Raw genomic sequence first — 15027 nt, 5'->3', positions numbered from 1 at the left:
CGGCCGTTTTCGTCCGGTGCGCCTCAGACCACCAGCAGGGCTTCCAGGGGAGCGCCCGCCAGGGCCGGTTCCAGACGGGGGCGGCCGTTCAGGAACCCGAGCTCCATCAGGACCGCGAGGCCCACCACCTCGGCGCCCGCCCGGCGGATCAGCTGGATCGAGGCCTCCGCGGTGCCGCCCGTGGCGAGGACGTCGTCGACGACGAGGACGCGGTCCTCGGGCGACAGGTCCTCCGCGTGGATCTCGATCTCGGCCGAGCCGTACTCCAGGTCGTACGCCTGGGCCAGCGTGGCTCCGGGCAGCTTGCCCGCCTTGCGCACGGGGATGAAGCCGAGGCCGGCCCGGACGGCGACCGGGGCGCCCAGGATGAAGCCGCGGGCCTCCAGGCCGACGACCTTCGTGGCCCCAGTGGCCGTCGCGATCCCGGCGAGGGCGTCGGTGAGTGCGGTGAACGCCGCCGGGTCCGCCAGCAGTGGGGTGATGTCCTTGAACATCACGCCCGGCTCCGGATAGTCCGCCACGTCACGGATCCGGCTGAGCAGCAGTTCCTCGATGTCGGTCATCGGCGCTTCCCGGAGGGACGGCCACGGCCGCGGTTGCGGGACGCGGGCTGGTTGCGCGGGCCGACGACCGCGGGAGCGGCGTCCTCGGACTCGTCGCCGTACTCGTCGGCCTGCTCCGGCTGGACCGGTTCGCCGTGCGCGGCGGCCTGGGCGCGCTTGGCGAGGACGCGCTTCCTGAGCGCCTTCATCTGCGGCTCGCGCTCCTTGAGGTCGGCGACGAGCGGCGTGGCGATGAAGATCGAGGAGTACGCACCGGCCGCGAGGCCGACGAACAGCGACAGCGAGATGTCGTTGAGGGTGCCCGCGCCGAGGAAGCCACCACCGATGAACAGCAGACCCGCCACCGGCAGCAGCGCGACGGCCGTGGTGTTGATGGACCGCATCAGGGTGCTGTTGATCGAGCGGTTGGCGATGTCGCTGAAGGTCCAGCGGGTCTGCCGGGTGATGTCCTTCGCCTGCTCCTTGAGGCTGTCGAAGACGACGACCGTGTCGTAGAGCGAGTAACCGAGGATCGTGAGCAGACCGATCACCGTGCCCGGCGTGACCTCGAAGCCGACGAGGGCGTAGATGCCGGTCGTGATGGTGATGTCGTGGATCAGCGCGACGAGGGCCGCGACCGCCATCCGCCACTCGAAGGCGATCGCCAGGTAGATCACCACGAGCACCATGAAGATCGCCAGGCCCTGCCAGGCCTTGCTGGCGATCTGCTCGCCCCAGCTCGGGCCGACCAGGTCGGCGTTGATGCTCTCCGCGTTGACGTTCAGGTCCTTGGCGAGCGTGTTCTTGATCGTGTCGGACTTGGCGGTGTCGATGCCCGCGATCTGGATGCGCAGGCTGCCGTCACCGAGCTTCTGGACGATGGCCTGGTGCCCGGAGGCGTCCTGCGCGTACGTCTCGGCCTGGGTGACCGAGGCGTTCGTGTTCTTCGGGGTGGTGAAGACGGCACCGCCCTGGAACTCGATGCCCATGTTCAGGCCGCGCACCGTCAGGCCGAGGATGGCCGTGATGGTGATCAGGATCGAGATGCCGTACCAGATCTTGCGGTTGCCGACGAAGTCGTAGCCGACCTCGCCGCGGTGCAGTCGGGCGCCGAGGCTGCCGAGTTTCGACATCTCAGGCCTCCTTCGGGTCGGCGGGACGGGTACGGCGGGTGCTGCGCAGCGGCGGCTTGGCGCCCAGGGCCTTCGGGTCGAGCCCGGAGAACCTGTGGCCGCTCGCGAAGAACTTGCGGCGGGCCAGCAGCGTCATCAGCGGCTTGGTGAACAGGAAGACGACGACCACGTCGAGCACGGTGGTCAGGCCCAGCGTGAACGCGAAGCCCTGGACCTTGCCCACGGTGACGATGAACAGCACCGCGGCGGCGAGGAACGACACGAAGTCGGAGACCAGGATGGTGCGCCGGGCACGCGGCCAGGCCCGCTCCACGGCGGGGCGCAGTGAGCGGCCCTCGCGGATCTCGTCCCGGATGCGTTCGAAGAACACGATGAACGAGTCCGCGGTGATACCGATCGCGACGATCGCACCGCAGACGGCCGGCAGGTTCAGCGCGAAGTGGATCGCGGAGCCGAGCAGCGACATGATCACGTAGGTCAGGACCGCCGACACGAGCAGCGAGGGGATCGCGATGACCGACAGACCGCGGTAGAAGACCAGCAGGTAGACGACGACCAGGGCGAGGCCGATGGCGCCCGCGATCAGACCGGCGTGCAGCTGCTCACCGCCGAGCGCGGCGGTCACGGTGGTCACGCTCTGCTCCTTGAAGGAGAGCGGGAGCGCGCCGTAGGACAGCATGTTGGCGAGGCCCTGGGCCTGCTGCTGGGTGAAGCTGCCGGAGATCTCCGCGTTGCCGCCGGTCAGCGCCTCCTTGACGTACGGGTCGGAGACCACGTTGCCGTCGAGGACGATCGCGAACTGGTTCTGCGGGGTCTGGTTCTTGGCGAGCTGGCCGGTGATGTCGGCGAACTTCTTGGAGCCCTTGGACGTGAACTCCATGGTGACGGTCCAGCCGGCGGCGGTCTGCGTGTTGAAGACGGCCTGGGCCTTCTTGACGTCGGTGCCGTCGACGGCGGCGGGGCCGAGGACGTACTTCTGCCACTGGCCCTGCGAGTTCTTGCCGCAGGCGACGGTGGGGTCGGTCGCCTTGGCGTTCTTGCCGGCGGTGGTCTGAGCCGTCTTCTTGGTGCAGTCGAGGGCGGCGTACTGCGCCTGGAGCTGGGCGGCCGCGGCACTGGCGGCGGAGCTGCCGCTCGCGGACGGGGAGGGGCTGGCGGAGGCCTTCGCGCTGGAGGAGGCGCCGGGGCTCGGCGTGGAGCCGGCCTTGAGCGCGTCGGTCACGGCGCGGCCCTGCGAGGTGGCGGTGGCCGAGGGGCTGGCGGTGGAGGACGGGCTCGCCTTGCCGGTGGCCTTCTGCGTCGCCTTGCCGGTGGCCTTGCCCGAGGGGCTGCTGGAGGCGCTCGGCGACGGGCTGGTCTTGGCTGCGCCGCCGGAGACCTCGGTGGCGAGCACCGGGCGGAAGTACAGCTTGGCGGTGGTACCGACCTGGTCCCGGGCCTCCTTGGAGTTCGTGCCCTTGGGGATGTTGACGATGATGTTCTTGTTGCCCTGGGTCTGAACCTCGGCCTCGGAGACACCAAGACCATTGACACGGCGGTTCATGATGTCGACCGCGGTGTTCATGTTGGTCTTGTTGATCGCGGCTCCCTGGCCAGGCTCGGCCACCGCTTCGAGCGTGATGCTCGTACCACCGGCGAGGTCGATACCGAGTCGCGGAGTGGTGTTTCCGGAGGCGAACATTCCCCCGGTGAGCGCCAGAACGGCGATCAGGAAGAGGGCCAGAGAGCGCCCTGGCTTGCTCTGGGCGCTCGCGCTCCGGCCCCTTTTAGGTGCTGCCACCTTCTCGTACTCCCTCTCGGGCCGCCGCCGCGCCGGGTCGGCGCGGTCTCGGCCATGACATGGTGTCGGGATCCCCGTGTGCGAGATGCACAGGTCCCGGGGCGCGCGGGGTCCGCCGCGCACCCCGGGACATGGCTACTTCGCGCCGGAGTCGCCGTCGGTCTTCTTCGGCTCCTCGTCCGACTTCGCCTCCGCGGCGACGGTCTCGTCGGCCTGCTCCTCGGGCGCGTCCTTCTTGCCGAGGTCGACGGACTTGTCGTCGGAGGCGGCGGCAGCTTCGTCGGCGTGGTCGTCGGTCTCGGTGAGGGAGGAGGCGTCGTCCGGGACGACGTCGGAGTCGGACTTCAGGTCGTGCTCGATGCCGTGCACGATGCGGTTGTACTCGTCGTCGCTGAGCACGGAACTGATGGCGTTCTTCGCGAAGAGGAGTTCGACGCCGGGACCGGCGTCGAGGAGGACGGTGTCCTCATTGATCTCCTTGACCGTCGCGTACATCCCCCCGATCGTGCGGACGCCGCTGCCGGGCTGCATCTCGTTGCGCATCTGCGCGGCCTGCTGCTGCTTGCGCTTGGCCGAGCGGGTCATGAGGAACATGGCCCCGATGAGCACGATGAACGGGAGGAGCATGGTGATATTCACGGGACGGAATTTCCTTCGCACGACCGCGGCGGACAGCGGCCTGATGGATGGGGGTATGTATACCGCCGACAAAGGCGGCATCGGCGGAGTCTAAGCGAGTCCGCGCGCATGGAACAACGCTCAGCATGGCACCTGGGTTCCTTGCCCGGCCAATGTCCGCACCGTCACGAAGGCATCACGTCCCGAACAGGTCCTGTTGTCCGTTTCCCGCAGTAGCCGAGCGGGGCGGGGTGAGTCCGAGATGCGCCCATGCGGCGGGCGTGGCGACCCGGCCGCGCGGGGTGCGGGCGAGCAGTCCCTCCCGTACGAGGAAGGGCTCGGCGACCTCTTCCACGGTCTCGCGCTCCTCCCCCACGGCGACGGCGAGCGTGGACAGGCCGACCGGGCCGCCGCCGAACAGCTTGAGCAGAGCCTCCAGCACACCGCGGTCGAGGCGGTCGAGGCCGCGGGCGTCGACCTCGTACACCGCGAGGGCGGCAGCGGCGATGTCCCGCGTGATGATCCCGTCGGCCTTGACCTGGGCGTAGTCACGCACCCGGCGCAGCAGGCGGTTGGCGATACGGGGGGTGCCGCGGGAGCGGCCGGCGATCTCCGCGGCGCCGTCGGCCTGGATCTCCACGTCGAGGAGGTTGGCGGAGCGGTGGATGACGCGTTCCAGTTCGGCCGGCTCGTAGAACTCCATGTGCGCGGTGAAGCCGAAGCGGTCGCGCAGCGGGGGCGGCAGCAGGCCCGCGCGCGTGGTGGCGCCCACCAGGGTGAACGGAGGCAGTTCGAGGGGGATGGCGGTGGCGCCGGGCCCTTTGCCGACGATGACGTCGACCCGGAAGTCCTCCATCGCCATGTACAGCATCTCCTCGGCCGGCCGGGACATGCGGTGGATCTCGTCGAGGAAAAGGACCTCGCCCTCCTGGAGGGAGGACAGGATCGCGGCCAGGTCGCCCGCGTGCTGGATGGCGGGGCCGGAGGTGATGCGGATCGGGGCGCCCATCTCGGCCGCGATGATCATCGAGAGCGTGGTCTTGCCGAGGCCGGGGGCGCCGGAGAGCAGCACGTGGTCGGCGGTGGCGCCGCGCGCGCGGGCTGCCCGCAGGACCAGGTCGAGCTGTTCGCGGACCTTCTCCTGACCGATGAACTCGCCCAGGTCCTTGGGGCGCAGGGCGGCCTCGACGGCCTGGTCCTCGCGGTCGGCGACAGAGTCCACCAGCCGCTCGGGGGCGGGGGTGTCGGTGGTGTCGTCCCAGTTCATGGAGTGTGCCTCGGGTCTCGGGGGGTCGTGCGGCGGGCGCGGTGGTCAGCGGTTCAGCGGGCTCGGTTGAGGGTCTGCAGGGCGGCCTTCAGCAGCTGGCCGACCTGGGGCGTGCCCTGGGCCGCCTCCGCCTGCGGGGTGACGGCGGCGACCGCCTCGTCGGCCTCGCGGGTGGCGTACCCGAGGCCGAGGAGGGCGGCGTGCAGCTGGTCGCGCCAGCCCTGGGTGACCGGGGCGCCGATCGCGGGGGCGGCGCCGACGGGCCCGCCGAGCCGGTCCTTGAGTTCCAGGAGCAGCTTCTGGGCGCCCTTCTTGCCGATGCCGGGGACGGCGATCAGTGCCCTCTCGTCGCCGGTGGCGACCGCCCTGCGCAGGGCGTCCGGGCTGTGCACCGCCAGCATGGCCTGGGCGAGCCGGGGGCCGACTCCGCTCGCCGTCTGCAGCAGCTCGAAGACCTGGCGCTCGTCGTCGTCCACGAAGCCGTACAGGGTGAGCGAGTCCTCCCGTACGACCAGGGAGGTGGCGAGCTTGGTCTGCTGCCCCATGCGCAACCCGGAGAGGGTGTTGGGGGTGCACTGGACGGCGATGCCGATCCCGCCGACCTCGACCACGGCGGAGTCGGGGGCGAGGGCGGCGACGGGGCCGCTGACGAAGGCGATCATGCGAGGCGGCCTTTCGTTGCTTTGGCTGCGTGCAGGGCGACCGCCTGCTGGAGGCGGTTCTGGGCGGGGGCGCGCCAGATGTGGCAGATGGCGAGCGCGAGGGCGTCCGCGGCGTCGGCGGGCTTCGGGGGCGCGTCCAGCCGCAGCAGACGCGTCACCATGGCGCCGACCTGGGCCTTGTCGGCGCGGCCGCTGCCGGTGACGGCGGCCTTGACCTCGCTGGGGGTGTGCAGGGCGACGGGGATGCCACGGCGGGCGGCGCAGAGCATGGCGACGGCGCTGGCCTGGGCGGTGCCCATCACGGTGCGGACGTTGTGCTGGCTGAACACCCGCTCCACGGCGACGTATTCGGGCCGGTGCTCGTCCAGCCAGGCCTCGATGCCCCGCTCGATGGCGACGAGCCGGTGTCCCAACTCGGCGTCCACGGGCGTGCGTACGACACCGACGCCGACCATGGTGAGCGGCCGGCCCGCGACCCCCTCGACGACGCCGACACCGCACCGGGTCAGCCCGGGGTCCACCCCCAGTACGCGCACCGAACCCCTCCCTTCGATCGCCTGTTTGTGCAGGCTATCGGGTGCCACCGACAACGGCCGACATGGCGACGGGCCGACGGGGCGTGTCCCGTCGGCCCGTTGAGCCGTTGCGTCCGCTCAGCTCGCGGCAGCGTTACGCGTCGACCTTCTCCATGACCTCGTCGCTGACGTCGAAGTTGGCGAAGACGTTCTGCACGTCGTCGCTGTCCTCCAGCGCGTCGATCAGCTTGAAGATCTTCTTGGCGCCCTCCTCGTCCAGCTCGACCTGCATGGTCGGGACGAAGTTGGCCTCGGCGGAGTCGTAGTCGATCCCGGCGTCCTGGAGGGCGGTGCGGACCGCGACCAGGTCGGTGGCCTCGCTGAGCACCTCGAAGGACTCGCCGAGGTCGTTGACCTCCTCGGCGCCCGCGTCCAGGACGGCGGCGAGGACGTCGTCCTCGGTCAGCTCGCCCTTGGGGACGATCACGACGCCCTTGCGGTTGAAGAGGTACGACACCGAGCCCGGGTCGGCCATGGAGCCGCCGTTGCGGGTCATCGCGACGCGAACGTCGGAGGCGGCACGGTTGCGGTTGTCGGTGAGGCACTCGATGAGCACCGCGACACCGTTCGGGCCGTAGCCCTCGTACATGATCGTCTCGTAGTCGGCGCCGCCGGCCTCGAGGCCACCGCCGCGCTTGATCGCGGAGTCGATGTTCTTGTTCGGGACCGACTGCTTCTTGGCCTTCTGGACGGCGTCGTAGAGCGTCGGGTTACCGTCGAGATCCACGCCGCCCATGCGCGCCGCGACCTCGATGTTCTTGATCAGCTTCGCGAAGAGCTTGCCGCGCTTGGCATCGATCACGGCCTTCTTGTGCTTCGTCGTGGCCCATTTAGAGTGGCCGGACATCTGCCTGTCTCCTTCGCGTAACCCATCTCTGCAACGAACGCCAGGAATCCTACTAGGGCCGCGGACGTTGCCAGCCGCGGCGCTGGGACTCCGTCGCCCGGTTCGCGTGCACCATGTCGACGAACAGGGAGTGCACGCGGTGGTCGCCGGTCAGCTCCGGGTGGAACGACGTGGCGAGCGCGTTGCCCTGGCGGACCGCGACGATGTGGCCGTCGTGCTCGGCGAGCACCTCGACGTCGGCTCCGACGGACTCGACCCAGGGGGCGCGGATGAACACGCCCTCTACAGGATCGCCCGCGACGCCCCGCACGTCGACCGCCGCCTCGAACGACTCGTTCTGCCGTCCGAAGGCGTTGCGGCGCACGATCATGTCGATGCCGCCGATGGTCTCCTGGCCCGAGCGCGGGTCGAGGATCTTGTCGGCGAGCATGATCATGCCGGCGCAGGTGCCGTAGACGGGCAGGCCGGCCCGCACGCGCGCGCGGAGGGGCTCCATCACGCCGAACAGGACGGCCAGCTTGGAGATGGTGGTGGACTCGCCGCCGGGGACGACGAGGCCGTCCACCTCGGCGAGTTCCTCGGGGCGCCTGACGGGCCTGGCCACGGCGTCGGCCGCGGCCAGGGCGACGAGGTGCTCCCGGACGTCACCCTGGAGGGCCAGGACGCCTATGACAGGAGTGCTCATGACTGGTTACCAGCCGCGGTTGGCGTAGCGCTCGGTCTCGGGGAGGGTGTCGCAGTTGATGCCGACCATGGCCTCGCCGAGGTTGCGGGACGCGTCCGCGATGATCTTCGGGCCGTCGTAGAAGGTGGTCGCCTTGACGATGGCGGCCGCGCGCTTGGCCGGGTCACCGGACTTGAAGATGCCGGAGCCGACGAAGACGCCCTCGGCACCGAGCTGGCGCATCAGCGCGGCGTCGGCGGGGGTGGCCACACCACCGGCGGAGAACAGCACCACCGGGAGCTTGCCGAGCTCGGCGACCTCCTTGACCAGCTCGTACGGGGCACGCAGGTCCTTGGCGGCGGCGTACAGCTCGTTGTTGTCGAAGCCGCGCAGCCGGGCGATCTCGTTCTTGATCTGGCGCAGGTGACGGACGGCCTCGACGACGTTGCCGGTGCCGGCCTCGCCCTTGGAGCGGATCATCGCGGCGCCCTCGGCGATGCGGCGCAGGGCCTCGCCCAGGTTGGTGGCGCCGCAGACGAAGGGCGTGGTGAAGGCCCACTTGTCGGAGTGGTTGACCTCGTCGGCCGGGGTGAGGACCTCGGACTCGTCGATGTAGTCGACGCCGAGGGACTGCAGGACCTGGGCCTCGACGAAGTGACCGATGCGGGACTTGGCCATGACCGGGATGGAGACCGCGTTGATGATGCCCTCGATCATGTCCGGGTCGGACATCCGGGCCACGCCGCCGTCCTTGCGGATGTCGGCCGGGACCCGCTCCAGGGCCATGACGGCGACCGCGCCCGCGTCCTCGGCGATCTTCGCCTGCTCCGGCGTGACGACGTCCATGATCACGCCGCCCTTGAGCTGCTCGGCCATACCGCGCTTCACGCGCGCGGTGCCGGTCTCGGGGCTCTGGTTGTCAAAGATCGTGCTGGACACGGATGACCTCGCTGAAGGGAAAGAGGGTTTCTGCAATCACCGAGGAAACGGGATTGGGCCAGTCCACAGCAAGAGCCAATGGGAAGCCTGTGGATCCTTTTCTTGCCACCGGGCCGTCATGCCGCGCGGTCGGCGAGGGCCGCCGGCGGTTCGTCGTCCATCTCGAAGGCCATCGGGAAGGGGGCGTGACCGGCCAGGCGGAACCAGCGGACCTTGCGGTGTCCGCGCAGCCTGCGGGCCGCGCCGACCGCGTCGTTGTGGAAGCGCCGGGCCATCGGGACCCGGCGCACGGCCTCCGTGAGCTCGTGGGCCGCCGCCTCGCCGCCGGGCGCCTCGCGCACCGCCTCCACCTGGGCCGGCTCGGCGAACACCGCCCGCAGCGCCTGGCTCAGCTCGCTCTCGGCCACCTCCCGCTGCTCCTCCTCGGCCTGCCGTGCCGCGTGCGCGGCCTCGTACAGGACGATCGAGGCGGCGGGGTCCAGGACGCCGGAGGTCGCCAGTTCCTGCGCCACGGAGGCCCTGCGCAGGAGTTGGGCGTCGAGGGCGGCCCGGGCGGCGTCGATGCGCGCGTGCAGCCGGTCCAGGCGGCCTGCGGTCCAGCTCAGGTACAGGCCGACCGCCGCGAGGACGACGAGGATCCAGATCAGGGTTGCGGTCACGGGCGCACACGTTACCGGGGCCCGTCACCACGCCCGGGCCCCCGTCCGGTCAGTCCCGCGCCAGCCCGAACCGTGCTCGCAGTCCCGGTCCCCGGTCGTCGTCCGCGGCCGCCACCGCCGCCGCCCCGGCCGTCACCGTCTCGTACACCGACAGGATGTCCGCGCCGACCGTCGACCAGTCGAAGCGGCGCACGTGCGCGCTGCCCCGGGCGCGCAGTTCGGCCCGGCGGGCCGGGTCCGCCAGGAGCCGCAGCGCCGCCCGGGCGAGCGACTCGGGGTCCTCGTTGGTGAACAGCTCACCGGCCGCGCCCTGGTCGAGGACCTGCGCGAAGGCGTCCAGGTCCGAGGCGAGGACAGGCGCGCCCGCCGACATCGCCTCGACCAGGATGATGCCGAAGCTCTCGCCGCCGGTGTTGGGCGCGACGTACAGGTCGATGCTGCGCAGGAAGCGCGCCTTGTCCTCGTCGCTGATCATGCCGAGGAACTCCACCCGGGAGCGGAACTCGGCGGGCAGCGGCTCCAGCGCCTCCTCCTCGTCCCCGCGGCCGGCCACCAGCAGCCGGGTCTGCGGACGGGCGGCGAGGATCCGGGGCAGGGCCTTCATCAGCACCGGCAGGCCCTTGCGGGGCTCGTCGATGCGGCCGATGAAGCCGATCGTGTCGCCCTGCCACTCCGGATCGGGCTCGGCCCCGGCGAAGAAGTCGACGTCGACGCCGTTCGGGATGACCACGGCGTCACCGCCGAGATGCTCGACGAGGGTGCGGCGGGCGTACTCGCTGACGGCGATCCGCGCGCTGATCTTCTCCAGCGCCGCCTGGAGGATCGCGTACGCGGCGATCATCGCCTTGGAGCGCGGGTTGGAGGTGTGGAAGGTGGCGACCATCGGGCCCTGCGCCGCCCAGCAGGTCAGCAGGCCCAGCGAGGGCGAGGTCGGCTCGTGGATGTGCACCACGTCGAAGGCGCCGTCGTGCAGCCAGCGCCGCACGCGCGCGGCGCTGAGGAAGCCGAAGTTCAGCCGGGCCACCGAGCCGTTGTACGGCACCGGAACCGCGCGGCCGGCCGAGACGACGTACGGCGGCAGGGGCGTGTCGTCGTCGGCCGGGGCCAGGACGGAGACCTCGTGGCCCAGGCGGATGAAGTACTCGGCGAGGTCGCGGATGTGGAACTGGACGCCGCCCGGCACGTCCCAGGAGTACGGGCAGACGATGCCGATCCTCACGACGTGCCCTTCTCGGCGGCCGGGGGTGTGCGGTCGGGGTTCCTCGCCGGATCGAGGTCCTTGAGCCACAAGCGCTGGAGCATGTGCCAGTCCTCCGGATGGTCGGCGATCCCCGTGGCGAAGGCGTCGGCCAGCGCCTGTGCCATGACAGACGTCTTTTCGGCCCGGGTGCCTGACTCGGGTACCTCGATCGGGGGATGGACGCGGCCCTGCATGACGGGCGAGTCGTCGTACCAGAGCGTCACCGGCAGGAGCAGCGCCCCGGTCTGCTGGGCGAGCAGGGCGGGCCCGGCCGGCATCCGGGTGGCCTCGCCGAAGAACCGCACCTCGACGCCGGAGGACGACAGATCGCGCTCGGCGACCAGGCAGACCAGGCCGCCGTCGCGCAGCCGCCGGGCCAGCGTGCCGAAGGCCGTGCCGCCGCTGTGCGGGAGGACCTCCATGCCGAGGCCCTCGCGGTAGGCGACGAAACGGTCGTAGAGCGTCTCGGGCTTGAGGCGCTCGGCGACCGTGGTGAACGGCGTCTCGAGCCGGGTGGTGACCCAGGCGCCGGCCAGGTCCCAGTTGGCCATGTGGGGCAGTGCGAGTATGACGCCCCGCCCGGCGGCGAGCCCGTCCGTCAGGTGGTGCAGGCCCTTGGGGTCGAAGCCGCCCTTGATGCGTTCCTCGCTCCAGGCGGGCAGCCGGAAGGACTCCATCCAGTAGCGCAGGTAGGAGCGCATGCCCGCGCGCGAGAGTTCGGCCAGGCGCTCCGGGCTCGCGTCCGGCACCACGCGCGCGTAGTTGCTCTCCAGCCGCTGGACGCCCTTGCCGCGTCTCTTCCAGGCGAGGTCGGCGATGCTCCGGCCGAGGCGTACGGCGACCGGCTCCGGGAGCTTCTTGACCGTCCCCCAGCCGAGCCCGTAGAGCGCGTCCGTCATCCGGTCCCGGGCACTCACTTGGCCGCCCCGCTCTCCTGCTCGGCCCCCGCTGCCCGGGCCTCCGCCTCCGCCGACTCGCGGCGGACCGTGACCACCCGCTGGACCAGGGTGACCAGGCTGCCGACGGCGACGACCCACAGGGCGACCGGCAGCAGGTACTGGATGCCGGGCACGCCGAACTTGTGCAGGCCCGCGAGCCCCGCCGCGACCAGCGAGATCACCAGCCGTTCGGCACGCTCCACGAGGCCGTTCACGGCGACGGGCAGGCCGATCGACTCGCCGCGGGCCTTGGTGTACGACACCACCTGGCCACTGGCCAGGCAGAAGATCGAGACGGCGCACAGCACGTTGTCGTCGCCGCTGCCGGCGTACCACAGGGCGAAGCCGCCGAAGATCGCGCCGTCGGCGACCCGGTCCAGGGTGGAGTCGAGGAAGGCGCCCCAGCGGCTGGAGCGGCCCAGTTGGCGGGCCATGTTGCCGTCGACGAGGTCGGAGAAGACGAACAACGTGATCACGACGGTGCCCCAGAAGAACTCGCCCATGGGGTAGAAGACCAGCGCACCCGCGACCACGCCGGCGGTGCCGAGGAGCGTGACCGTGTCGGGGCTGACGCCCCGCCGGATGAGAAACGCGGCGAACGGTGTGAGGACACGCGTGAAGAATGCACGCGCGTACTTGTTCAGCATGGCCTTCCCGACGGTCGGTGTGGCCGGCTCGGCCCCTGCTGGCCACCGGCGCGCCCATCGTAGCCACGCGCGCGTGTGTACGAGGGCCGGGCACTCACCCACCCAAGGACCGGTGGCCCGTTCCCGACGGGGCCGGTCGGCACGATCACGTCTCTCGTATGGACGCACCGTGACGGGAGTGGAAAGCTCGAAGGACCGCGGGCGTCATCGGAGCCGCCACCGCACGCGGCCCGGCACGCCCGCGCCCACAGTGACCTCACCGTGCACGGGAGGCAAGGTTATGGGCGACAAGGCGAACGCACACCCCGGAGCCGCCGGCAGGGCTACGGCGGCCGACCACCCCGCGTCCGTACGGAATGTGGTGCTGGTCGGCCACTCCGGATCGGGCAAGACCACTTTGGTGGAGGCTCTCGCGCTGACCGCGGGAGCGGTGAACCGGGCGGGCCGCGTGGAGGACGGCGGCACCGTCTCCGACTACGACGACATCGAGCACCGGCAGAACCGTTCGGTGCAGCTGTCCCTGGTGCCGGTCGAATGGGACGGCATCAAGGTCAATCTTCTCGACACCCCCGGGTACGCCGATTTCGTCGGGGAGCTCAGGGCCGGTCTGCGAGCGGCGGACGCGGCCCTCTTCGTCGTCTCGGCCTCGGACGGCGTGGACGGGTCGACCCGCATGGTGTGGGAGGAGTGCGCGGCCGTCGGGATGCCCCGGGCGATCGTGATCACGCACCTGGAGGCGGCCCGGTCCGACTTCGAGGAGATGACGCGGGTGTGCGCGGAGGCCTTCGGCGGGGACGACCCCGACGCCGTGCTCCCGCTCTACACCCCTCTGCACGGCCCGAAGGGCCCGGACGGGCACGCGCCCGTGACGGGGCTGGTCGGGCTGCTGTCGCAGAAGCTGTTCGACTACTCCACCGGGGAGCGCAAGGAGTCCGAGCCCGGCGAGGACCAGTTGCCGGAGATCGAGGAGGCACGCAACCGGCTGATCGAGGGGATCATCTCGGAGAGCGAGGACGAGACCCTCATGGACCGCTACCTGGGCGGCGAGCAGATCGACTTCAAGACGCTCGTCCAGGACCTGGAACGGGCGGTCGCACGCGGGGTCTTCTTCCCCGTCCTGGCCGCCGCCCCCGCGGCCGACGGCGCCAAACAGGGGCTCGGCACGGTCGAGTTGCTGGAGCTGGTCACGGGCGGCTTCCCGACGCCGTTCGAGCACCCCACGCCCGGGGTGACCACCATCGACGGCAAGCCGCGGGAGATCAAGGCCTGCGACACGGACGGTCCGCTGGTCGCCGAGGTCGTCAAGACCGCGTCCGACCCCTATGTGGGCCGGGTCTCGCTGGTCCGCGTCTTCTCCGGCACCCTGCGCCCCGACGAGACGGTGCACGTCTCCGGGCACGGGCTGGCCGACCGCGGGCACGAGGACCACGACGTCGACGAGCGTGTCGGCGCGCTGTCCACGCCCTTCGGCAAACAGCAGCGGCCGGTGACGCACGCCATCGCCGGCGACCTGGTGTGCGTGGCGAAGCTCAGCCGCGCGGAGACCGGGGACACACTCTCCGCCAAGGACGACCCGCTGCTGATGGAACCCTGGGAGATGCCCGACCCGCTGCTGCCGCTCGCCATCCAGGCGCACAGCAAGGCGGACGAGGACAAGCTCTCGCAGGGGCTCGCCCGCCTGGTCGCCGAGGACCCGACGATGCGGCTCGAACAGAACCAGGACACCCACCAGGTGGTTCTGTGGTGCCTGGGCGAGGCCCACGCGGACGTGGCGCTGGAGAGGCTGCGCAGCCGCTACGGCGTCCAGGTCGACGTCGTACCGCACAAGGTGTCCCTGCGGGAGACCTTCGCGGGCACGGCGGCGGCGCGCGGGCGGCACGTGAAGCAGTCCGGCGGGCACGGGCAGTACGCCATCTGCGAGATCGAGGTGGAGCCGCTGCCCGGCGGCTCGGGCATCGAGTTCGTGGACAAGGTCGTCGGCGGCGCGGTGCCCCGGCAGTTCATCCCGTCGGTCGAGAAGGGCGTGCGGGCCCAGGCGGCCAAGGGGGTCGCCGCGGGCTATCCGCTCATCGACGTCCGGGTGACGCTGCTGGACGGCAAGGCGCACTCCGTGGACTCCTCGGACGCGGCCTTCCAGACTGCGGGCGCGCTCGCACTGCGGGAGGCGGCCGCCGACGTGAAGATCCATCTCCTGGAGCCGGTGGCCGAGGTGAGCGTCCTGGTCGGCGACGACTACGTAGGCGCCGTGATGAGCGACCTGTCCGGACGGCGCGGCCGGGTACTGGGCACGGAGCAGACCAGCGGCGGCCGCACGCTCATCAAGGCCGAGGTCCCCGAGATCGAGATCGGGCGGTACGCCGTGGACCTGCGCTCCCTCTCGCACGGCACGGCGCGCTTCAGCCGCTCGTACGCCCGGCACGAGCCGATGCCCCCGCAGATCGCAGAAAGGATTCGCGAAGAGGCCCGCGAGGCCTCCTAGTTGAACGCTCCCCTCCGGGTGGGCGGGCGGCTTCGGC

Annotated in this window: 14 protein-coding genes and 1 pseudogene; 1 reads left to right on the top strand and 14 read right to left on the bottom strand. The window is 71.0% G+C overall.

All coding sequences use genetic code 11. From position 1 onward, the window contains the following. Positions 1-23: 23 nt before the first annotated feature. From ACIRVK_RS09125 to pgsA, 14 genes and pseudogenes are all read right to left on the bottom strand, one after another. Positions 24-563, bottom strand: coding sequence for an adenine phosphoribosyltransferase (locus ACIRVK_RS09125; RefSeq protein WP_404244790.1), 540 nt, complete (start codon positions 561-563; stop codon positions 24-26). Next, positions 560-1675: a protein translocase subunit SecF gene (gene secF / locus ACIRVK_RS09120; protein WP_404244788.1), complete on the bottom strand. Its 1116-nt coding sequence runs from the start codon at positions 1673-1675 to the stop codon at positions 560-562. Before secF ends, ACIRVK_RS09125 begins: the two co-directional genes overlap by 4 nt. 1 nt (position 1676) lies before the next feature. After that, complete coding sequence (gene secD, locus ACIRVK_RS09115; protein WP_404244787.1) at positions 1677-3455, bottom strand: protein translocase subunit SecD; 1779 nt, start codon at positions 3453-3455, stop codon at positions 1677-1679. Between the two features lie 135 nt (positions 3456-3590). Further along, a complete protein-coding gene (yajC, locus tag ACIRVK_RS09110) occupies positions 3591-4082 on the bottom strand; it encodes a preprotein translocase subunit YajC (RefSeq protein ID WP_404244939.1) in 492 nt (163 codons plus the stop codon). Positions 4083-4269: 187 nt separating this feature from the next. Beyond that, the gene (gene ruvB, locus ACIRVK_RS09105) at positions 4270-5340 is read right to left on the bottom strand and encodes a Holliday junction branch migration DNA helicase RuvB (protein WP_404244786.1); all 1071 of its coding nucleotides are present in this window, start codon (positions 5338-5340) and stop codon (positions 4270-4272) included. 53 nt (positions 5341-5393) lie between these two features. Next, positions 5394-6002 carry a Holliday junction branch migration protein RuvA gene (ruvA, locus tag ACIRVK_RS09100; RefSeq protein ID WP_404244785.1) on the bottom strand — a complete coding sequence of 203 codons (609 nt, stop codon included), beginning with the start codon at positions 6000-6002 and terminating at the stop codon, positions 5394-5396. Then, complete coding sequence (gene ruvC / locus ACIRVK_RS09095) at positions 5999-6538, bottom strand: crossover junction endodeoxyribonuclease RuvC (RefSeq protein ID WP_404244783.1); 540 nt, start codon at positions 6536-6538, stop codon at positions 5999-6001. Before ruvC ends, ruvA begins: the two co-directional genes overlap by 4 nt. Before the next feature lie 133 nt (positions 6539-6671). Then, positions 6672-7424, bottom strand: coding sequence for a YebC/PmpR family DNA-binding transcriptional regulator (locus tag ACIRVK_RS09090; protein ID WP_208781059.1), 753 nt, complete (start codon positions 7422-7424; stop codon positions 6672-6674). A 52-nt stretch (positions 7425-7476) separates the two neighbouring features. Further along, the gene (gene pdxT / locus ACIRVK_RS09085; protein ID WP_404244782.1) at positions 7477-8109 is read right to left on the bottom strand and encodes a pyridoxal 5'-phosphate synthase glutaminase subunit PdxT; all 633 of its coding nucleotides are present in this window, start codon (positions 8107-8109) and stop codon (positions 7477-7479) included. Positions 8110-8115: 6 nt separating this feature from the next. After that, entirely contained in the window at positions 8116-9027 is a 912-nt protein-coding gene (gene pdxS, locus ACIRVK_RS09080) for a pyridoxal 5'-phosphate synthase lyase subunit PdxS (RefSeq protein ID WP_404244781.1), read from the bottom strand. Positions 9028-9143: 116 nt separating this feature from the next. Beyond that, positions 9144-9686 carry a hypothetical protein gene (locus ACIRVK_RS09075; protein WP_404244780.1) on the bottom strand — a complete coding sequence of 181 codons (543 nt, stop codon included), beginning with the start codon at positions 9684-9686 and terminating at the stop codon, positions 9144-9146. Between the two features lie 49 nt (positions 9687-9735). After that, positions 9736-10905, bottom strand: coding sequence for a glycosyltransferase family 4 protein (locus ACIRVK_RS09070; protein WP_404244779.1), 1170 nt, complete (start codon positions 10903-10905; stop codon positions 9736-9738). After that, positions 10902-11843: a phosphatidylinositol mannoside acyltransferase gene (locus ACIRVK_RS09065; protein WP_404244778.1), complete on the bottom strand. Its 942-nt coding sequence runs from the start codon at positions 11841-11843 to the stop codon at positions 10902-10904. The genes ACIRVK_RS09070 and ACIRVK_RS09065 overlap by 4 nt, the downstream gene beginning before the upstream one ends. Next, positions 11840-12569, bottom strand: a pseudogene (pgsA, locus tag ACIRVK_RS09060) (phosphatidylinositol phosphate synthase). The gene ACIRVK_RS09065 and the pseudogene pgsA overlap by 4 nt, the downstream one beginning before the upstream one ends. A 222-nt stretch (positions 12570-12791) precedes the next feature. On the opposite strand from pgsA, the gene ACIRVK_RS09055 reads away from it, so the two are divergent. Then, the gene (locus ACIRVK_RS09055) at positions 12792-14990 is read left to right on the top strand and encodes an elongation factor G-like protein EF-G2 (RefSeq protein ID WP_404244776.1); all 2199 of its coding nucleotides are present in this window, start codon (positions 12792-12794) and stop codon (positions 14988-14990) included. The last annotated feature ends 37 nt before the right edge of the window (positions 14991-15027 follow it).

Origin of the sequence: Streptomyces sp. NPDC101152 (genome assembly GCF_044768275.1) — a bacterium.
Lineage (GTDB): Bacteria > Actinomycetota > Actinomycetes > Streptomycetales > Streptomycetaceae > Streptomyces.
The sequence above is the reverse complement of the archived record's forward strand: the minus strand, read 5'-3'. Positions and strand labels throughout refer to the sequence as shown.